Genomic DNA, 19230 nt, shown 5'->3' on the forward strand with positions numbered 1-19230 from the left:
GGGCTTCGGGCGGACCCGGCCGGTGCGGGCGGTGACCGTGACGGCGGCGCCGGGGTCCTCCGCCGCCGCCCGGCGCAGCGGCTCCAGCTCCAGCTGGGCCCGCCAGGCGGCCGCGCCGTCGCCGCGCGCCTGGGCGGCCAGCAGGTCCACGGCGGCCTCGCCGGCCCGTCCGTAGCGCGCCAGCTGCTCCACCCACGGCCGTACGTCCGCACCGGCCACCGCCAGGTCCGCCGGGGCGGCGCGCATCACGGTGAACGCCCGGCGCAGCTCCCCGGCCGCCTTCGCCGCGGCCTTCGCGTCACCGCCGTCCCGGGTGCGCCAGAAGGCCGCGAGCAGCGGGCGCAGGTAGGCCGACTCGGTGGGGTCCAGGATCGAGGACGCGTCGTTCCCGGCGAGCGCCCCCAGCGCCTCGCGGGCCCTGGGGTCACCGGCCGCCAGGTCGTCCAGGGCGGCCCGCCAGGACGCCTCGGGGTCGTACGCGCGCGGGTTCCAGGCGAAGTCGGCGGCGGTGAACAGCGGGATCCGCGAGGCGGCCGCCTGCTCCATCGCGTTCGCCAGCAGGCCCGCCGACCCGATCGCCACCGCGGGCTCGCGGCCCCGGTAGGGGCCCAGGAAGATGCGGTCCTGGGCGAAGTCGTTGACCGGGTAGTTGTCCATCGTGACCAGCGGGTGCCCGAACGCGGCGCGGGCGTCCGCCAGTTCGCGGCCGGTGATGGTGCGCGGCACCACGCCCACCCCGGTCCAGGCCACCTGCACGCCGTCGTCGAGGCGCTCGGCCAGCTCGGTGCGGTACTCGGTGCGCCCGTCCTGGTAGAACTCCGTCGGCATCAACGACAGCGGCAGCGCGTCCGGATGGCGCTCGCGCAGGTGCCGGGCCAGCTCGCCGGCGACCCGCGCGTGCGCCCGCGCCGCCGCCCCGGGGCCCCGACCGAACGCGTCCGCGTCCTTGCCGCAGTGCCACTCGCTGTAGCTGACGTCCTGGAACTGCAGCTGGAACGCCCGCACTCCGAGCGCGTACATCCCGTCGACCTTGCGCAGCAGCGCCTTCACGTCGTCCGCCGAGGCCAGGCACATCGACTGCGCGGGCGCCACCGCCCAGCCCAGCGTCACGTGGTTGGCCGCCGCCCGCTCGGCCAGCTCCCGGAACCGGGCGCGCTGCTCCGCCGGGTACGGGTCGCGCCACCGCGTCTGGCGGTACGGGTCGTCCCCGGGCGCGTACAGGTAGCGGTTCTGCTTGGTGCGGCCCATGAAGTCCAGCTGCGCGAGCCGCTGTTGCTGGGTCCACGGCGTCCCGTAGAAGCCCTCCGTCATCCCCCGCACCGCCGTGGTCGGCCAGTCGCGCACCCGCACGCCCGGCACGGTCCCGGACGCCGCGAGCCCGCGCAGCGTCTGCACCGCGTGGAACAGGCCGTCCTCGCCGGTGCCGTCCAGCGCCACCGTGTCCCGGCCCTCGTACCGCCCGGACGCGATCCGGTAGCCGCCCCGCGGCAGGTCCCCGGCCTCCGTCCCGCCCAGCGCCCGCAGCGCGCGCCGCGCCGCGTCCCCGCCGACCAGCACCAGCGGGCCCCGGCCGGGCAGTTCGGTGTCCACGGTGCGCACGCCCGCGTCGCGCAGCGCCTTGTCGGCCGCCGCGACGGCGTACGGGTCGGAGCCGGGCCCCGCGACCAGCGTCGCGGTCGTGGTGAGCGGCACGGCCGTCCCGGCGGCCCGCAGCGACTGCGGCCGGGGCCACACGGCGGGGAGCGCGGCGCCGTCGGCCGGCCGCGCCAGGGGGGAGGCGGGTCCCGCGGGGGCGGCCAGCGCGCCCGGCGCCCCGCCGAGCAGTCCACCGAGCACGGCCACCGCCACGGCGGTCGCGGTCCTCTTCCGGCGCGCGATCTGCACCCGAGTCTCCCTCCGCTCCGAACTGCTGCGAGCCCACCACCCGCACGACGAGGGTGTCAATGCGCGTGGCCGTTGTGTCGTGTTTGCCCGCCGGACCAGGGGGCTTGCGTCCGCGCGCACTGGGTAGGGCTGCTGTGTCCCCTGCCGACGACGCCCTTGGGAGGCCGCACCGTGAAGACCGCCGAGATGACCGAAGAGAAACCCGCGAAACCCGCCGGGGAGTTCACCCCGGTCATCGCCGCGCCCGTGAGCGCCGACACCCTGGAGATACCCGAGATCGCCGAGATCCCGGACATCCCCGGCCCGCTCACCAGCGAGCCCCCGATGGCCGACGTCACGCCGCTGACCAGCGAGCCGCCGATGGCCGAGGTCCCGCTGACCAGCGAGCCGACCGCCCCCGCGTACGAGGCGGCGGGCTGCGCGGAGTCACCGGGGGTCTGAATGACCCTCGCCCGGCTCGCCGCGCTGCACGGTGTCGCCACCGCGTACTCCCCTTCCGCGGGCGTCACCGTCCCGGTCCCGGACGCGACGGTCGTCGCGGTCCTGGCGTCGCTGGGTGTGGACGCGTCCACCCCGTCCTCGATCCGCGCGTCCCTCCAGGAGGCCGAGAACGCCCGCCGCAGACGGCTGTTACCGCGGACGGTCGTGGTGTGGGGGGACGAAGGCACCCTCGACGTCCCCGCCGGGACGGTCGTGAGCGCGCGCCCCGCCGGCGAAGCGGAGGCGCCCCCGGCCGTCCTGGACCCCGCCGGGCCGCTCCCGCCGGGCGTCCACCTCCTGGACCTCGCCGCCCCGGACGGCCGCACGGAGACGGCCACCCTCGTCGTGGCCCCGCCCCGGGTCCCCTCCCCGCCGCCCGCCCACGGGCTCATGACCCAGCTCTACTCCCTCCTCTCCCGGCGCTCCTGGGGCATGGGCGACCTCGGCGACCTGCGTGAACTCGCCGACTGGAGCGCCCGCGACCTCGGGGTGGACTTCCTCCAGGTCAACCCGCTGCACGCGGCGGTCCCCGGCCTGGCGGGCCACCCGACCGACCCCTCCCCGTACCGCCCCTCCTCGCGCCGCTTCCCCGACCCGGTGCACCTGCGCGTGGAGGAGGTGCCGGAGTACGCGTACGTCGGCGCCGAGGACCGGCCCGAGCTGGACTCCCTCCTCGCCCGCGCCGGCGCGCTGCGCGAAGCCGTCCTGAAGAAGGGCGAGTTGATCGACCGGGACGCGGTGTGGGCGCTCAAGCGCCGCGCCCTCGAACTCGTGCGCAAGGTGCCGCTGGGCCCCGGCAGGCGCGCCGCCCACTGCGCCTTCCTGGCCGGGCAGGGCCGCGCCCTGGAGGACCACGCGACCTGGTACGCGCTCGCCGGGCGGCACGGCGCCGACTGGCACCACTGGCCCGCCCCGCTGCGGGACCCGCGGTCGGCGGCCGTCGCGCGGGCCCGCCGCGAGCTGCTCGACGAGACGGACTTCCACGCCTGGCTGGCCTGGCTCACCGACGAGCAGCTGGCCGCCGCCGCGGGCGCCGCCCGGGAGGCGGGCATGGCGGTCGGGGTGGTGCACGACCTGGCGGTGGGCGTGCACCCGGGCGGCGCGGACGCCTGGGCGCAGCAGGAGGTGTTCGCCCGGGGCATGTCGGTGGGGGCGCCGCCGGACGCCTTCAACGCCCGGGGCCAGGACTGGGGGCTGCCCCCGTGGCGCCCGGACCGGCTCGCGGAGGCGGGCTTCGCGCCCTTCCGCGACCTGGTGCGGGGCGTGCTGCGGCACGCGGGCGGGGTGCGGGTCGACCACGTGATGGGCCTGTTCCGGCTCTGGTGGGTGCCGGAGGGCCACGCGCCGTCGGAGGGCACGTACGTGCGCCACGACGCGGACGCGCTGCTCGCCGTACTGGCCCTGGAGGCGCACCGCGCGGGCGCCGCCGTGATCGGCGAGGACCTGGGCACCGTCGAGCCGGGGGTGCGCGAGGCGCTGGCCCGGCGCGGGGTGCTGGGCACCTCGGTGCTGTGGTTCGAGCGGGACTGGGAGGGCGACGGGCGGCCGCTGGCCCCCGAGGAGTGGCGGGAGGGCTGCGTGGCGACGGCCACCACGCACGACCTGCCGTCCACGGCCGCCCGGCTGACCGGCGACCACGTGGAGCTGCGCCACCGGCTCGGGCTGCTCACCGGGCCGCTGGAGCGCGAGCGGGTGCGGGAGGCCGCGGAGGTCGCCGACTGGCTGGGCCACCTGGGGCGCCTGGGGCTGCTGCCCGGCGGCCCGGGGGACGAGGAGCGGGAGGTGCGGGCGTTCTACCGGTTCCTGGCGCGCACCCCGGCGCGGCTGCTCGGGGTGTGGCTGCCGGACGCGGTGGGGGACCGGCGGCCGCAGAACCTGCCGGGCACCTGGGACCAGTACCCGAACTGGCGGCTGCCGGTGGCGGACGCCTCGGGACGGCCGGTGACCCTGGAGGAACTGGCCGCCTCGCCCCGGCTGCACGCCCTGTTCCAGGCCGTCGCGGAGGGGGTGCGGACCCGTACGGCACCCCCGGACGCGCGGCCGGCTTAGGCGTTCGCTACTTTTGCACCGTGGACAAGAAGAACGCCCTGCGCGCCGGCGCCGTCGCGGCCGGTACGACGCTGATGATGCTGCTCATGTCGTCCCCGGCCCTCGCGCTGACCCGCGACGACGGCGACGACCCGGGTTCCGGCCTGAGCGTGGCCGAGACGCTCGGCCTGTTCGTGGCCGCGCCGATCCTGCTGTTCGCGGTCATCGCCGGCCTGGTGATGGTCCTGGACAAGTCCAAGAAGGCCTGACGGCCCCGTCGGACCGCGCCTGAGGGCGCCCCGGCCCGTACGCGCCGCGTACGGGACGCCGGGGCGCCCTCAGTGCTGTCCGCTTCGCCGCGCGCTCCTCACTCCACCGCCTTGAGCAGCGGCCTGAGCAGCGCGTTCAACTGCGCGGCCGCGTCGGCGTCCAGGGCCGACTCCAGCGCCTCGCGCTGCACGTCGAGCCCGGCCGCCACGGCCGCGTCGATCATCTCCACGCCCCGCTCCGAGAGCGTCACCCGCAGGCCGCGCCGGTCGTGCGGATCGGGGCTGCGGGCCAGCCAGCCCGCCCGCTCCAGCTTGTCGAGCCGTCCCGTCATCCCGCCCGTGGTCACCATCAGCGTCGCCGAGAGCTGACGCGGGGACAGGGTGTACGGCTCCCCGGAGCGCCGCAGCGTCGCCAGCACGTCGAACTCGCCCCGGGAGATCCCGAAGCGCTTGTACGTGCGCTCCATGCGGACCGCCATCGCCTGCTCGATCCGCCACAGCCGCCCGAAGACCGCCATGGGCAGGGTCTCCAGGTCGGGCCGGACGGCCGCCCACTGGTCGGTGATCGCGTCCACGGGGTCGCGCGGGTCTTCCGGTGCCGGTTCTGGCGCGGGCGCCGCCGCTGGGGTCTGAGGCATGGGGGAAGTATCCGCGCCCGGATCGCTCACGGGCAAGCAGCTCACCACCGAGTGGCTCATGGGCAAGTGGCTCATCCAGGAGAAGCTTTCCAGGAAGCATCTTGCCAAAAAGTAGCTTAGAGATAAGCTACTTCCTGCTGAGCGATTCCGGCGCAGCACCGTCGTACGAGGGGGAAACGTCATGACCCGCAAGGCCGCCCTGGTCGCCCTGACCGCGCTCGCACCGGTCTCCTGGGGCTCCACCTACGCCGTCACCACCGAGTTCCTGCCGCCCGACCGCCCGCTGTTCACCGGCATGATGCGCGCCCTGCCCGCCGGGCTCGCCCTGCTCGCGCTCACCCGCAGGCTGCCGCGCGGCGCCTGGTGGGGGAAGGCGCTGGCGCTCGGCGCCCTGAACATCGGCGCCTTCTTCCCGCTGCTGTTCCTGGCCGCCTACCGGCTGCCGGGCGGCCTCGCGGCCGTGTTCGGCTCGGTGGGGCCGCTGTTCGTGGTCGGCCTGGCCGCCGTGGTGCTGGGGGAGCGGCCCACGGTGCGGACCCTGCTCACCGCGGTCGCCGCCGCCCTGGGCGTCAGCCTGGTGGTCCTCAAGGCGACCGCGGGCCTGGACCTCGTCGGCGTACTGGCCGCGCTCGCCTCGTCCGCCTCGATGGCCTCCGGGACCGTCCTGACCAAGCGCTGGGGCCGCCCCGAGGGCGTCGGCCCGCTCACCCTGACCGCCTGGCAGCTCACCGCGGGCGGCCTGCTGATCGCCCCGGTCGCCTTCCTCGCCGAGGGCGCCCCGCCCGCCCTGGACGCCCGCAACCTCGCCGGGTACGCCTACCTGGCGCTGGCCAACACCGCGGTCGCGTACTGGCTCTGGTTCCGCGGCATGGAGCGGATGACCGCCACCTCGGTCACCCTGCTCGGCCCGCTCTCGCCGCTCACCGCCGCCGTCATCGGCTGGGCCGCGCTCGGCCAGGCGCTCACCCCGGTCCAGCTGCTCGGCATGGCGATCGCGTTCGGCGCCACCCTGGCCGGCCAGCGGGCGGCGGCCCCGAAGCCGGTCGCCCCGGCCACCCTGGAAACGTTCGAAATTCCTGAAAAGAAGCTCCAGAACATTTCGATGGACCTGAAGAAGTAGCGGATGGGAGGTTGGGCGTCGACCGACACCGCCCACACCCCCGACGGGGAGAGAGACCAGGGATACGCCGTGGCGAGCGCTACCGCGACCACCGTCCGCACCACCACCGGAGCCCCGGCGCGCGGGGCGGGCCCCACCGCCCGCCGCGCCGCCGGGCTCGGCCTGCTCCTCGCGGTCCTCGCGACGGTCGTCTGGTCCGGCAGCTTCGTCGCCGCCCGCGCCCTGCACGACACCGTCCCGCCCGTCCAGCACGCCTTCTGGCGCTGGATCGTCGCCCTCGCCGCGGTAGCGCCCCTGGCCGCCCGGCAGACCTGGCGGCAGCGCGCCCTGATCCGCCGCCACCTGGGCTTCCTCACCCTGGCCTCGCTGCTCGGCGTCACCGTCTACAACACCCTGGTCAACCAGGCCGCGATGACCACCTCCGCCTCCAACATGGGCATGATCATGGCGGCCTCGCCGGTCCTGATGGCGCTCCACGCCCGGCTCGGCGGCGCCCGGCTCGGCGCCCGCCGGGCGCTGGGCACGCTGCTCGCCTGCGCCGGGGTGCTGCTGCTCGTCAGCAAGGGCTCACCCACCCTCGACCTGACCACCGGCGACCTGTGGATCAGCGCGGCGGCCGTCTGCTTCGCCTCCTACAGCGCCCTGCTCAAGCGCCGCCCGCCGGAGCTGGGCGGCCTGGTGTTCCTCTTCGCCACCTTCCTGCTCGGCGCCCTGATGCTGCTGCCCGCGTACGCCGTCAGCCTCACCGTCCAGGGCGGCTTCGCCGCCACCCCCGGCACCGTCGGCCCGCTGCTCTACGTGGGCGTGGCCTCCTCCGCGGTCGCCTTCTTCGCCTGGAACAAGGCGATCGCGCTGATCGGCGCGGCCCGCGCGGGCGTCGTCTACTACCTCCAGCCGGTCTGCGTGGCCCTGCTGTCCTACCCGGTCCTGCACGAGCCCCTCGGCGGCCTCCAGGCCCTGTGCATGGCGCTGATCCTCGGCGGCGTCTCGCTCGCGGCGGCGACCCGGGCGCGGCCCTGACCACCGGGTACGTTGGCCCGCATGACCGAGTGGGACGTCAAGAAGCTCCACATCCTGCGCACCCTGCGCGACCGCGGCACCGTCACCGCCACCGCCGAGGCCCTGCTGATGACCCCCTCGGCGGTCTCGCAGCAGCTCACCAACCTCTCCAAGCAGCTCGGCGTGCGGCTCCTGGAGGCCCACGGCCGCCGGGTGCGCCTGACCGACGCCGCCCATCTGGTGCTGCGGCACGCGGAGGCCGTCTTCGCCCAACTGGAGCGTGCCGACGCCGAACTCGCCGGGTACCTGCGCGGCGAGGCCGGCGAGGTGCGGGTCGGGGCCTTCTCCACCGCCGTGCCCGCCCTGGTCGTCCCGGCCGTGCGCGACCTCGCCGGGGCGCACCCCGCGCTGCGGGTGCGGGTCCGCGAGGCCGAGGCGGCGGAGGCGTACGAACTGCTCTCCGGCGGCGCCGTCGACCTCGCCCTGTCGCTGGCCGTCCACGCGCCGACCGCCCGCGACCCGAAGTTCACCCGCGTCCCGCTGCTCGCCGACCCCCTCGACGTCGCCCTGCCCGCCCGGCACCCGCTGGCCGGGGCCACCGGGCTGCGCCTCGCCGACCTCTCCGGCGAGCCCTGGATCTTCGGTGGCTCCGGGCCCTGGTCCGAGATCACCACCGCCGCCTGCGAGGCCGCCGGGTTCGTCCCCGAGCAGGCCCACAGCGCCGCCGGGTGGACCGCCATCCTGGCCATGGTCGAGGCGGGCATGGGCATCGCCCTGGTCCCGCGGATGGCCGCCGCCGAGCGCCGCACGGGGGTCGTCATGCGCGTCCTGAGCGCCGACCAGCCGCGCCGCCACGTGGTCGCCGCCGTCCGCAGGGGCGCCGAGGAGGGCCCTGCGGTCGGCCGGGTCCTGGCGGCCCTGGAGGCGGTCGCGCGCGGCAGGGCCGCGGAGGCGTCCGGGGGACCGTTCAGCGGGGCTTAAGAGCGACCACGGAAACTTTCGATGGACCTCACCGGTGGGCCGGAGCGAGAGTCGACGCCATGACCACCACCACCGACACCCAGGCCCACACCCCCGACGCCCACGACCCGCACGCCAACGACGCCGCACCCTACCCGGGCGGCGACCCCTACGCCGACTACCGCCGGGGCGACTTCGCCTTCACCGAGCTCGTCGACCTCGCCGACCGCCGCCTGGGCGCCGGGGTGGTGGCCGCCAACGACGAGTTCTTCGCCGAGCGCGAGAACCTGCTGCTGCGCGAGCCCGCCGTGTTCGACCCCGAGCGCTTCGGCCACAAGGGCAAGGTCATGGACGGCTGGGAGACCCGCCGCAGGCGCGGCGCCGACGCCGAGCACCCCTTCCCGGCCCCCGACGACCACGACTGGGCGATCGTGCGCCTCGGCGCCCCCGGGGTCATCCGCGGGCTGGTCGTCGACACCGCCCACTTCCGCGGCAACTACCCGCAGCGCGTCAGCGTCCAGGCCGCCGCGGTCGGGGGCACCCCGTCCGTCGCGGAACTGCTCGACGCGAGGTGGGAGGAGGTCGTGCCGCCCAGCCCGGTGCGCGGCCACGCCGCCAACGGGTTCGCGGTCCACGACGAGCGCCGCTTCACCCACGTACGGCTGTGCCAGCACCCCGACGGCGGCGTCGCCCGGCTGCGGGTGCACGGCGAGGTGGTGCCCGACCCGGAGTGGCTGGAGCTGCTGGGCACCTTCGACCTGGTCTCCGTGCTGCACGGGGGCGTGTACGAGGACGCGTCGGACCGCTTCTACTCCTCGCCCACCCAGATCATCCTGCCCGGGACCTCCCGCAAGATGGACGACGGCTGGGAGAACCGGCGGCGCCGGGTGCGCGGCACCAACGACTGGGTGCGCTTCCGGCTGGCCGCGCGGGGGGAGGTGCGCGCGGTGGAGATCGACACCGCGTACCTCAAGGGGAACTCGGCGGGCTGGGTCGCGCTGAGCGCCCGGGACGGTGAGGACGGGGAGTGGTACGAGTTCCTGCCGCGGACCCGGCTGCAGCCGGACGCGCTGCACCGCTTCGCCCTGCCCGTCCCGGTGCGGGCGACGCACGTGCGCCTGGACGCCTACCCCGACGGCGGCGTGGCCCGCCTCCGCCTCCACGGCACCCTCACCCCGGAGGGCCTGACGACCCTGCGGAACCGTTTCACCCGCTGAAACCGGGTCCTCGCGGGGCCCGGGCCGGTGGCCCGGGCCCCGTCGAGGATCAGGCGCCCGAGGCCGCCGCCCCGGTGTCGGCGGACTGGGCGTGGAGGGCGCGGGTGATGCCGGCGCGGGACTCCGAGACCAGGCGGCGCAGCGCCGCGTTCGGTCCGGCGGAGGCCAGCCAGGCGTCCGTCGCGGCCAGGGTCTCCTCGGAAACCTGGAGCGAGGGGTACAGGCCGATCGCGATCTGCTGCGCGATCTCGTGCGAGCGCGACTCCCACACCCCCTTCACCGCCGCGAAGAACTTCTCCGTGTACGGCGCCAGCAGCTCCCGCTGGTCGCTCTGCACGAACCCGCCGATCACCGCCTCCTGCACCGCGTTCGGCAGCCGGTCGGCCTCCACGACCGACGCCCACGCCTCGGCCTTCGCCTCGGCCGTCGGGCGCGCGGCGCGGGCCGTCGCGGCGTGTCGCTCGCCGGTGGCCGTGCGGTCGCGCTCCAGCTCGGCGGCGATCTCCGCCTCGTCGAAGCGCCCGGTCGCGGCCAGCCGCTCCACGAACGCCCAGCGCAGGTCCGCGTCGACGGTCAGGCCGTCGAGGGACGCGGTGCCGTCCAGCAGCCCCGCCAGGAGGTCGAGCTCCGCGCTCGTCCGGGCGGTCGCGGCGAACGCCCGCGCCCAGGCCAGCTGGTGGTCGCTGCCCGGCTCGGCGGCGCGCAGGTGCTCCTGGGCGGCCTGCGTCCAGCGGGCCAGGCCCGTGGTGCGCCACTCGGGCGCCGCGTACAGGTCGACGGCCAGCTTCACCTGGCGCTGCAGCGACTGCACCACGCCGATGTCGCTCTCCTTGCCGATCCCGCCGAGCACCAGCTCCAGGTAGTCGCGGGCGGCCAGCTCGCCGTCGCGGGTCATGTCCCAGGCGGAGGCCCAGCACAGCGCGCGCGGCAGCGACTCGGCGAAGTCGCCCAGGTGCCGGGTGACGACCCGCAGCGACTCCTCGTCCAGGCGGACCTTGGCGTACGACAGGTCGTCGTCGTTGAGCAGGATCACCGCGGGGCGGGCCCGGCCCACCAGCTGCGGCACCGCGGTCAGCTCGGCGGCCTCGACGTCCAGCTCGATCCGTTCGGTGCGGACCAGCTTGCCGCCCTGGAGGTCGTACAGGCCGATCGCGATCCGGTGCGGGCGCAGCGTCGGCTCGCCCTGCGCGCCCGCGGGCAGCGCCGGGGCCTCCTGGCGGACGGCGAAGGAGGTGATCACGCCGTCGGCGCCGGTCTCGACGGCCGGGCGCAGCACGTTGATGCCCGCGGTCTCCAGCCACGCCTTGGACCAGGCCTTGAGGTCGCGCCCCGAGGTCTCCTCCAGCGCGCCGAGCAGGTCGGAGAGCCGGGTGTTGCCGAAGGCGTGGGCCTTGAAGTAGGCCTGCACGCCCTGGAAGAACTCGTCCGTGCCGACGTACGCCACCAGCTGCTTCAGGACGCTGGCGCCCTTGGCGTAGGTGATGCCGTCGAAGTTGACCAGGACGTCGTCCAGGTCGCGGATCTCCGCCATGATCGGGTGGGTGGACGGCAGCTGGTCCTGCCGGTAGGCCCAGGTCTTCATGGAGTTGGCGAAGGTGGTCCAGGCGTGCGGCCACTTGCTGCCCGGGGCGTACGCCTGGCAGGCGATGGAGGTGTAGGTGGCGAACGACTCGTTGAGCCAGAGGTCGTTCCACCACTCCATGGTGACCAGGTCGCCGAACCACATGTGGGCCAGCTCGTGCAGGATCGTCTCGGCGCGCAGCTCGTAGGACGCGTCCGTCACCTTGGAGCGGAAGACGTACTGGTCGCGCAGGGTGACCGCGCCCGCGTTCTCCATCGCGCCCGCGTTGAACTCCGGCACGAAGAGCTGGTCGTACTTGGCGAACGGGTAGGCGTAGTCGAACTTCTCCTGGAACCAGTCGAAGCCCTGCCGGGTGACGTCGAAGATCTCGTCCGCGTCCAGGAACTCCGCCAGCGAGGGACGGCAGTACACGCCCAGCGGCACGACCTGGCCGCCCGGCCCCTCGTACACCGAGTGCACCGAGTGGTACGGGCCGACGATCAGGGCGGTGATGTAGGAGGAGATGCGCGGGGTCGGCTCGAAGACCCACACGTCGTCCTTGACGTCCTCGGCGGACGGCGTGGGCGAGTTGGAGATCACGGTCCAGCCCGCCGGGGCCTTCACGGTGAACTGGAAGGTCGCCTTGAGGTCGGGCTGCTCGAAGGAGGCGAACACCCGCCGCGCGTCCGGCACCTCGAACTGGGTGTAGAGGTACGCCTGCTGGTCGACCGGGTCGACGAACCGGTGCAGGCCCTCGCCGGTGTTGGTGTACGCGCAGTCGGCGACGACCACCAGCTCGTTGGCGCCCTGCCGCAGGTGCTTCAGGGCGATGCGGGAGTCCCGGAACGCGGCGGCGACGTCGAGCGCGCGGCCGTTCAGCACGACCTCGTGGACCGCCGGGGCGACCAGGTCGATGAAGGTCTCCGCGCCGTCCTCGGCGGACTCGAAGCGCACGGTGGTCACGGACCGGAAGGTGCCGCCCTCCTGCGCGCCGCTCAGGTCGAGGTCGATCGCGTACGAGTCCACGGTCAGCAGTCGTGCGCGCAGCTGCGCCTCTTCACGGGTCAGGTTTGTGCCAGGCACCCGGTCATCTCCTCGAAAAGTCCACGGTGGGTGACGTTTCCGGCCATCCTTCCATGGCCCCGGCGCCGGGTGCACCGCACATTCCGAGGGCCCGGACGCGCTGGGCGTCCGGGCCCTCGGGGAGTGCCGTGCGGCGGGGGTCAGCCCTTGAGCTCGGCGGCGACCAGCTCGGCGATCTGGACCGCGTTCAGCGCGGCGCCCTTGCGCAGGTTGTCGTTGGACAGGAACAGCGCCAGGCCGTTGTCCACGGTCTCGTCGACGCGGATGCGGCCCACGTAGGAGGCGTCCTTGCCGGCGGCCTGGAGCGGGGTCGGGATGTCGGAGAGCTCGACGCCCTCGGCGTCCCTGAGCAGCTCGGTGGCGCGCTCGACGCCGAGCGGGCGCTCGAAGCGCAGGTTGACCTGGAGGGAGTGGCCGGAGAAGACGGGCACGCGCACGCAGGTGCCGGAGACCTTGAGGTCCGGGATCTCCAGGATCTTGCGGGACTCGTTGCGGAGCTTCTGCTCCTCGTCGGTCTCGAAGGAGCCGTCGTCGACCAGGTTGCCGGCCAGCGGCAGCACGTTGAAGGCGATCGGGCGCTGGTAGACGCCGGGCTCCGGGAAGTCCACGGCCGAGCCGTCGTGGGTGAGCGCGGTGGCGCCCTCGGCGACGGCCTTGACCTGGCCGTCCAGCTCGGCGACGCCGGCCAGGCCGGAGCCGGAGACGGCCTGGTAGGTGGTGGCGACCAGCGCGGTCAGCCCGGCCTCCTGGTGGAGCGGCTTGAGGACCGGCATGGCGGCCATCGTGGTGCAGTTCGGGTTGGCGATGATGCCCTTGGGGCGGTCCTTGACCGCGTGCGGGTTCACCTCGGAGACCACCAGCGGGACCTCGGGGTCGCGGCGCCAGGCGGAGGAGTTGTCGATCACCACGGCGCCCTGGGAGGCGACCTTCTCGGCGAGCGCCTTGGAGGTGGCGCCGCCCGCGGAGAACAGGACGATGTCGAGGCCGGTGTAGTCGGCGGTGGCGGCGTCCTCCACCGTCACCCCGTCCAGGACCGTGCCGGCCGAGCGGGCGGAGGCGAAGAGGCGCAGCTCGTCGACCGGGAAGGCCCGCTCGACCAGGATCCTGCGCATGACCGTGCCGACCTGACCGGTGGCTCCGACGATTCCGACCTTCACAGTTCCTCCGTACGTCCTGGTGGGCAGGGTGCCGCCCCATGATGCGTATGTCCAGACCCACCTTGTCCAATCCATTGTCCGACAGATGGAACTGTCGTGTCCGCGTCAAGCAGGGAAGCGGAAGGGGCGGGCGCCCCGGAGGACGCCCGCCCCTCACGCAGAGGTGCTACGGGGTCACGGCGTGACCTTCTCGATCACGACGCTGCCCTTGCCCGCGGCGGTGCCCCGGGCGTTGACCAGGCTGACCTCGCCGAAGAACTGCCGGCCCTCGGGGGCCGCCGAGTTCACCAGGACGTTGGCCGAGACCTGGGCGGTGGCGCCGTTGGCCAGGCTGATGACCTTGGAGTCGTCGACCTGGACGGTGCCGAGGCCCGCCGAGAAGAACACGTCCTTGTAGTCGTACGTGGTCTCCCCGGACGGGACCGAGTAGCCGTCGACGACGATCGTGTACGTGCCCGCGGCGGGCTTCACCAGGGAGACGGCCTCCTCGGAGTCGCCGTCGGCGGACTGGCCCACCACCGCGCCGTTGCGCAGCACGGTCAGGTCCAGGTCGGCGCCCTTGTCGGAGGTGTTGCCGATCGCCACGTCGAGGCGCTCCACGCCCTCACCGATGACGACGGTGGAGGTCTGCGACTCGTGGTGCTTGATCGTCTGCGTGGCGACCTTGGCCGAGCCGAGCGAGCCGCCCTTGAGCTTGCCCTCCAGCGCGGCGGCCTCGTTGGTGACCTTCCAGTCGACCGTGGCCGGGGTGCCGATCCTGGCCTCCGGCAGGGTCTTCACGGCCGGGTCGAAGGACGCGCCGAGCAGGGTGACGTTCAGCTCGAAGGGGTTCTCCAGGAGCGGCGACGTGCGGCGCGACTCGACCTCGATCTCCCAGACGCCCGGCTGCGGGTTCGCGTACGAACGCAGGTCGGGGCGGCAGGTGTTGGCCGGGTTGTTGTAGTTGTTGTAGCAGACGGTCGACGCGGTGTCCTCGAGGCCCACACCGTACGGGTGGAAGGAGATGAACCGGGTCTGGCTGTCCTTGGCGAGACCGCCGAGGGCGACCTCCAGGTTCTTGGCGCCCTGGGGGACCGTCACGAAGTAGGACTTGAAGCTGTTGCGCTGGACCTTGTCCTTCGCGGTGAAGGAGAAGGACGGCTTGGCCAGCGCGTTGGACGCGACGACCGTGGCCAGGATCTGCTTGTCGACGCCCTCGGTGCGGAAGTCGTCCACCTCGACGATGGCGCTGTGCACGCCGGACGTCTTCGGCTTGGCCGCGACCTTGATGGTGACCGGCTGGTTCAGCGGGAGCTTGACCTCGCCGGCGCCCAGGATGTCGAACGTGCCGTCGTCGTTCTTCAGGCTCAGGTCGTGCCACAGGGCGCGGTCCGGGCCGGAGGTGCGGGTGACGACGACGTCGTAGACCTTGCGCTGGCCGACCTTCAGGCCGCCCTCACGGTCGTAGATGCCGGTGCCGAAGCCGGGGTTCGGCTGCAGCAGGTGGTCCAGCGCGGTGTCGACCGGGGCCTTGACCGCGTAGGAGTTGGCCGTGGCGCCGTCCTTGATGGACTCCCAGGCCTCGTTGATGTCGATCAGGCCGGCGCCCTGCTCGTGCGCCTTGACGCCCGGGATCTGGTGGGCGGTGCTGGCCAGCGCGGTGCGCAGGGTCAGCGGGTTCAGCTTGATCTTCTGCTGCTTGGCGGCGGAGATCAGCAGCGCCGAGGCGCCGGTGGCCTGCGGGGACGACATCGAGGTGCCGTTGAGCATGCCGTAGCCCGCGGGCAGCGGGTAGCCGGCCTCGGCGACCGGGCCGCCGGGCTGCCAGGTCGGGATCGTGTTGATCGCCGAGCCGGGGGCGGTGACGGTCGGCGTGAAGTTGCCGTTCTCCGTCGGGCCGCGCGAGGAGAAGTTGAACATCGCGTACGGCTTCTCCACCTGCGAGCCGTAGTTGGCCGCCCAGGTCTCCTTGGAGATGGCCGCGCCGACCGAGAGGACCTTGTTGGCCAGGCCCGGGTCGCCGATGGTGTTGATGCCGGGGCCCGAGTTGCCCGCCGAGATGACCAGCTGGACGCCGGTCTGGTCGATCAGCCGGTTGTACAGCAGGGCGCGCGCGTTGTCCGCGTCGTCGCCGCGGTCGCTGTCGTCGTAGTTCAGGGCCGGCAGGCCGCCGATGGACATGTTGATGATGTCCACGCCGCGGTTGGTGGCCAGGTCCTTCATGCCCTCGAACAGGGCGATGTTGGTGCAGCCGCCGCTCCAGGTGCAGGCGCGCGAGGAGACGATCTTCGCGCCGGGGGCTGCGCCGTTCATCTTGCCGCCGAACAGGCTGTTCGCCGCGGTGATGCCCGCGACGTGGGTGCCGTGCTCGCCCTCGATGACGCCGATGCTGACGTAGTCGGCGAACAGGTTGTCGCCGTACTGCACGTTCTTGCGGACCTCGACGACGAACGGGATGCGCTCGGCGATCTCGGTGGCCGGGTTGTCGGTGCCGAAGTAGCCGACCTGGAAGCCGTCCTTGTACGGCTTCATGGCTTCGTCGTTGCCGAAGTTGCCGTCGTCGTTCAGGTCGACGCGGACGGTCCCGGCGGCGGCGTCGTAGAGCACGCCCCACTTGTCCGTGGTGTCGCCGTCGCGGTTCAGGTCGCCCTGCATCTCGCCGCCGAGCGTGGCCGCCTCGGAGAAGACGCTGAACTTGTACGTGCCCGCCGGGGCGCTCCAGGTCCGGCCGCCCGCGGTGAAGGTGGGGCCCGAGACCTCGGTGGTCATCCGGCGCCAGGTGCCGTCGCCGTCGGCGACCGGGTCGGTCGCGGTGACCCAGTCGACGATCTTGCGCTCGCCGGTGGTGGTCTTCTGCAGCGCGGGGTGGGCCAGGTCGACGCCCGAGTCGAGGATGCCGATGGTCACGCCGCGGCCGTCGGCCTTGGGGTGGTCCTTGACGAACTCGACCGCGCCCGTCTCGTGCGACGGGTTGTACGGGTTCTTCGCCGGGGTGTCCTTGCCGGGCGCCGGGTACGAGCCCGCCACGGGCTTCTTCTTCGCGGACGCGCCCTGGGCGGCGCCCGCGTCCGGCTTGGGGTCGTCCAGCTTGATCTCGCGCTGGAGGTCCATGCCCTGGACGCTGTCGAGGGCGCCGGCCCTGCCGAGCGCGGCCTTGGCCTTGGCGGTGGGCAGGGTGGCGCGGACGTAGCCGAGCTTGTCGTCCTTCTGCGCCACGATCGCGCCGTCGATCGCGTCCAGCTCTCCGGCGACCTGGGCGGTCTTGCCGGGCTGGGTGGCGACCATGACGGTCACGCTCTTCTGGCCCTTGGACTCGGCGTCGGCCAGCAGCTGGGCGTCGTCCTTGCCGAGCTTCTCGGCGGGGGTGGCGGTCTTGACGGGGGCGGTCGCCGGGTCGTTCGCGGCGTCGGCCGCGAGGACGGGGGCGGATCCCGCCGCCACCAGCGCGGCGACGAGGCCGGCTGCGGCGGCGACCCGGGCGACACGTCTGTGCCCGGATATGGAGCCCTGCGAGTCGAGGGTGGTCATCAGCATCCCTGTTGGTGAAAGGAACGGTCCGGAATTCGGTGCCGGATGACCGCTCAGCCTTTCCTAAGTGACAGGGGTTTGGGGAGAGTTGATGGAGGCGGATTGTGGTCATGGCGCACATCCGCCACTGTGCGGAGCGCGCCATGCGGGACGAACCCGCCGTTACCAGGCGTACGAAAGCGCCTACTGACTGTTTCCGGGGGTTACTTGACCGTGCGACTACCCGGCTACGGGGTGTCCTTGACCCGCGCGTAGTGCCGCGAGGCCTTCGCCCGGTTCCCGCACGCCGCCATCGAGCACCACCGCCGGGTGCCGTTGCGCGAGGTGTCGAAGAAGTGCAGGACGCACGCCTCGTGGGCGCAGGCCCTGATCCGGTCGGGGGCGGTGCGCAGCAGGTCCAGGTAGTCGCGGGCGGCCGTCCAGCCCGGCCCCCAGGAGGGGTCGGTGAACTCGGCGCGCTCGCCCGGGCCCCGGGCGTCCAGCGTGGCCCGGATCCGGCCGTGCTCCAGGACCGCGTCCAGGGCGGCGGAGGTGATCGGGTCGCCGGGGCGCCGCACGGCGGCGAGCAGCGCCTCGCGTGCGGCGAGGGTGTGCCGCAGGGTCGCGGCGTCGGCGTCGAACCGCCCGTCCAGGCCGTTCGCCGCCAGCCAGACGCCGAGGCCCTCGGTACCGCTGAGCAGGTCCTCGCGCACGCCCTCGTGGTTCCAGCGGGTGTTCAGCAGGTCGAGGGAGACGGGCTCGCCGAGCAGGGGACGGGGGTCGTTCATCGGCGGGCTGCTCCCTCGCGTACGGCTCATCTAACCCCTCAAGCGTACGACAAAGGTTGACGCTCTCCGTATCTAACCTCTAAAGTCGAATTAAGAGGTTAGGTCATCACTGGTGACCGACGACGCGACCGAGAGGCACGCCATGGCACTGCGCACCGGACACATCGGCCTGAACGTCACCGACCTGGGCAAGTCCCTCGCCTTCTACGCCGGGACGCTCGGCTTCGAGGTGCTCGGCGAAGGGACGGAGGAGGGGCGTCAGTACGCCTTCCTGGGGCGTGACGGACAGCTCGCCCTCACGCTCTGGCAGCAGGCGCGGGGCGCGTACGACCCCGGCCGCGCGGGACTGCACCACCTCGCCTTCGAGGTCGCCACCGTCGAGGAGGTGCGGGAGTACGAGAGCGGCCTGCGGGCCCTCGGCGTCGACTTCGCGCACGAGGGTGTCGTCGCCCACGGCGAGGGCGCCGCCTCCGGCGGGATCTTCTTCCACGACCCCGACGGCACCCGCCTGGAGATCTACGCCCCGCAGGGCGCCGAGAACGCCCCCGCCCCCTCCGGATCCGCCCCCACCTGCGGGTTCTTCTAGAGCGACCGCAGCGGCCAGAAGAGACCGCGGCGCTGGGCGACCACAGCGCCGAGAGCCCGCCGACCCGAGGAGCGCGCACCGTGACCACCCCCTACCACCCCGGTTCCCTCGCCGTGCAGGACCGCGTCGGCGTGCGTGAGCAGGCCGCCCACGTCGGGCGGTCCATCAGCCGCGGCATCCGCCCGGTCGCCGCCGCCTTCCTGGAGCTCCAGCCGATGCTGGTGCTCGGCGCCGCCGACGGCGACGGGCGCCTGTGGAGCTCGCTGCTCACCGGCCGCCCCGGGTTCGTCCGCGCCACCGGCCCCGGGCAGGTCTCGGTCACCGGGGGAGTGCGCCCCGACGACCCGCTCGCCGGGGCCCTCGCGGTCGCGGGCACCCGGGTCGGCTCCCTCGCCCTCGACCCGCGCACCCGGCGCCGCATGCGGGTCAACGGACGGGCCAGGCCCACCCCGCGCGGCCTCGCGATCGAGGCCGACGAGGTGTTCGCCAACTGCCCCAAGTACCTCCAGCAGCGCGAGGGGTACGCGTACGAGAGCACACGCGCGCCCGGTGCCGCGCGGCACGCCGACCGCCTCGACCCCGCCCAGCAGGCGTTCGTCCGGGCCGCCGACACGCTCTTCGTGGCCACCGCCGCCGAGGACGGCGCCGACGCCAGCCACCGGGGCGGCAACCCCGGCTTCGTCCACGTCTCCTCGCCGACCGAGCTGAGCTGGCCCGACTACCCGGGCAACGCGATGTTCCTGACCCTCGGCAACCTCCAGGCCGACCCGCGCGCCGGGATCCTGCTGCTCGACTGGGCCACCGGCACCACCCTCCAGCTCTCCGGCACCGCCCGCACCGAACACCACCCCGACGGCCGCACCGTCCGCTTCACCGTGGAGCGGGTCGTCCAGACCGACGCGGCCAGCCCGCTGCGCTGGTCCCCGCCCGCGTACTCACCCGCCAACCCGCCCGTCGACTAGGACCGGTCCCGG

At 73.8% G+C, this 19230-nt stretch carries 15 protein-coding genes; 9 read left to right on the top strand and 6 right to left on the bottom strand.

What is annotated here, in order from left to right; genetic code table 11:
* The coding region (locus ABT160_RS00005; RefSeq protein ID WP_351641462.1) for a glycoside hydrolase family 84 protein at positions 1-1884 on the bottom strand (1884 nt) is incomplete at its 3' end.
* A gap of 186 nt (positions 1885-2070) precedes the next feature.
* Between ABT160_RS00005 and ABT160_RS00010 the strand changes: the two genes are divergently transcribed.
* From ABT160_RS00010 to ABT160_RS00020, 3 genes are read left to right on the top strand one after another with little or no spacing between them, the layout of a single operon-like run.
* On the top strand, positions 2071-2325 hold the full coding sequence (locus ABT160_RS00010; RefSeq protein ID WP_502984144.1) for a hypothetical protein: 255 nt from the start codon (positions 2071-2073) through the stop codon (positions 2323-2325).
* Positions 2326-4413: a 4-alpha-glucanotransferase gene (gene malQ / locus ABT160_RS00015; protein ID WP_351641466.1), complete on the top strand. Its 2088-nt coding sequence runs from the start codon at positions 2326-2328 to the stop codon at positions 4411-4413. It begins immediately after the preceding gene.
* Between the two features lie 20 nt (positions 4414-4433).
* The gene (locus ABT160_RS00020) at positions 4434-4661 is read left to right on the top strand and encodes a hypothetical protein (protein ID WP_351641468.1); all 228 of its coding nucleotides are present in this window, start codon (positions 4434-4436) and stop codon (positions 4659-4661) included.
* A gap of 98 nt (positions 4662-4759) precedes the next feature.
* Here the strand turns inward: ABT160_RS00020 and ABT160_RS00025 are convergent, their stop codons facing one another.
* On the bottom strand, positions 4760-5299 hold the full coding sequence (locus ABT160_RS00025; protein ID WP_351641471.1) for a MarR family winged helix-turn-helix transcriptional regulator: 540 nt from the start codon (positions 5297-5299) through the stop codon (positions 4760-4762).
* Between the two features lie 181 nt (positions 5300-5480).
* Here ABT160_RS00025 and ABT160_RS00030 point away from each other — a divergent pair, with 181 nt between their 5' ends.
* From ABT160_RS00030 to alc, 4 genes are all read left to right on the top strand, one after another.
* Positions 5481-6419, top strand: a complete 939-nt coding sequence (locus ABT160_RS00030) for an EamA family transporter (protein WP_351641473.1) — start codon at positions 5481-5483, stop codon at positions 6417-6419.
* A 69-nt stretch (positions 6420-6488) separates the two neighbouring features.
* The gene (locus tag ABT160_RS00035) at positions 6489-7439 is read left to right on the top strand and encodes a DMT family transporter (RefSeq protein ID WP_502984133.1); all 951 of its coding nucleotides are present in this window, start codon (positions 6489-6491) and stop codon (positions 7437-7439) included.
* 21 nt (positions 7440-7460) lie between these two features.
* Positions 7461-8399, top strand: a complete 939-nt coding sequence (locus tag ABT160_RS00040) for a LysR family transcriptional regulator (RefSeq protein ID WP_351641474.1) — start codon at positions 7461-7463, stop codon at positions 8397-8399.
* Positions 8400-8458: 59 nt separating this feature from the next.
* Positions 8459-9595 (top strand): allantoicase, encoded by a 1137-nt coding sequence (alc, locus tag ABT160_RS00045; protein ID WP_351641477.1) that lies wholly within the window; start codon positions 8459-8461, stop codon positions 9593-9595.
* 49 nt (positions 9596-9644) lie between these two features.
* Here the strand turns inward: alc and pepN are convergent, their stop codons facing one another.
* The 4 genes from pepN to ABT160_RS00065 all read right to left on the bottom strand — a co-directional run bounded on the left by pepN (position 9645) and on the right by ABT160_RS00065 (position 17670).
* Positions 9645-12239 carry an aminopeptidase N gene (gene pepN, locus ABT160_RS00050; protein ID WP_351641479.1) on the bottom strand — a complete coding sequence of 865 codons (2595 nt, stop codon included), beginning with the start codon at positions 12237-12239 and terminating at the stop codon, positions 9645-9647.
* Positions 12240-12379: 140 nt separating this feature from the next.
* Positions 12380-13396, bottom strand: a complete 1017-nt coding sequence (locus ABT160_RS00055; RefSeq protein ID WP_351641481.1) for an aspartate-semialdehyde dehydrogenase — start codon at positions 13394-13396, stop codon at positions 12380-12382.
* Positions 13397-13570: 174 nt separating this feature from the next.
* Complete coding sequence (locus ABT160_RS00060; protein WP_351641483.1) at positions 13571-16903, bottom strand: S8 family serine peptidase; 3333 nt, start codon at positions 16901-16903, stop codon at positions 13571-13573.
* A gap of 227 nt (positions 16904-17130) precedes the next feature.
* A complete protein-coding gene (locus ABT160_RS00065) occupies positions 17131-17670 on the bottom strand; it encodes a CGNR zinc finger domain-containing protein (RefSeq protein WP_351641485.1) in 540 nt (179 codons plus the stop codon).
* A gap of 142 nt (positions 17671-17812) precedes the next feature.
* On the opposite strand from ABT160_RS00065, the gene ABT160_RS00070 reads away from it, so the two are divergent.
* Together ABT160_RS00070 and ABT160_RS00075 are read left to right on the top strand one after the other, a co-directional pair.
* Positions 17813-18256 (top strand): VOC family protein, encoded by a 444-nt coding sequence (locus ABT160_RS00070; RefSeq protein WP_351642190.1) that lies wholly within the window; start codon positions 17813-17815, stop codon positions 18254-18256.
* An 80-nt stretch (positions 18257-18336) separates the two neighbouring features.
* Positions 18337-19218, top strand: coding sequence for a pyridoxamine 5'-phosphate oxidase family protein (locus ABT160_RS00075; protein WP_351641488.1), 882 nt, complete (start codon positions 18337-18339; stop codon positions 19216-19218).
* Positions 19219-19230 lie beyond the last annotated feature (12 nt).

Origin of the sequence: Streptomyces sp. NPDC001941 (assembly GCF_040296945.1) — a bacterium.
In the GTDB taxonomy this organism is placed as follows: Bacteria; Actinomycetota; Actinomycetes; order Streptomycetales; family Streptomycetaceae; genus Streptomyces.

Excerpts from the sequence above, each read along its gene's own strand:
- ABT160_RS00010 (WP_502984144.1), top strand. The coding sequence starts at position 2,071 with ATGACCGAAGAGAAACCCGCGAAACCCGCCGGGGAGTTCACCCCGGTC.
- malQ (WP_351641466.1), top strand. The coding sequence starts at position 2,326 with ATGACCCTCGCCCGGCTCGCCGCGCTGCACGGTGTCGCCACCGCGTAC.
- ABT160_RS00025 (WP_351641471.1), bottom strand. The coding sequence starts at position 5,299 with ATGCCTCAGACCCCAGCGGCGGCGCCCGCGCCAGAACCGGCACCGGAA.
- ABT160_RS00030 (WP_351641473.1), top strand. The coding sequence starts at position 5,481 with ATGACCCGCAAGGCCGCCCTGGTCGCCCTGACCGCGCTCGCACCGGTC.
- ABT160_RS00040 (WP_351641474.1), top strand. The coding sequence starts at position 7,461 with ATGACCGAGTGGGACGTCAAGAAGCTCCACATCCTGCGCACCCTGCGC.
- alc (WP_351641477.1), top strand. The coding sequence starts at position 8,459 with ATGACCACCACCACCGACACCCAGGCCCACACCCCCGACGCCCACGAC.
- ABT160_RS00060 (WP_351641483.1), bottom strand. The coding sequence starts at position 16,903 with ATGACCACCCTCGACTCGCAGGGCTCCATATCCGGGCACAGACGTGTC.
- ABT160_RS00065 (WP_351641485.1), bottom strand. The coding sequence starts at position 17,670 with ATGAACGACCCCCGTCCCCTGCTCGGCGAGCCCGTCTCCCTCGACCTG.
- ABT160_RS00070 (WP_351642190.1), top strand. The coding sequence starts at position 17,813 with ATGGCACTGCGCACCGGACACATCGGCCTGAACGTCACCGACCTGGGC.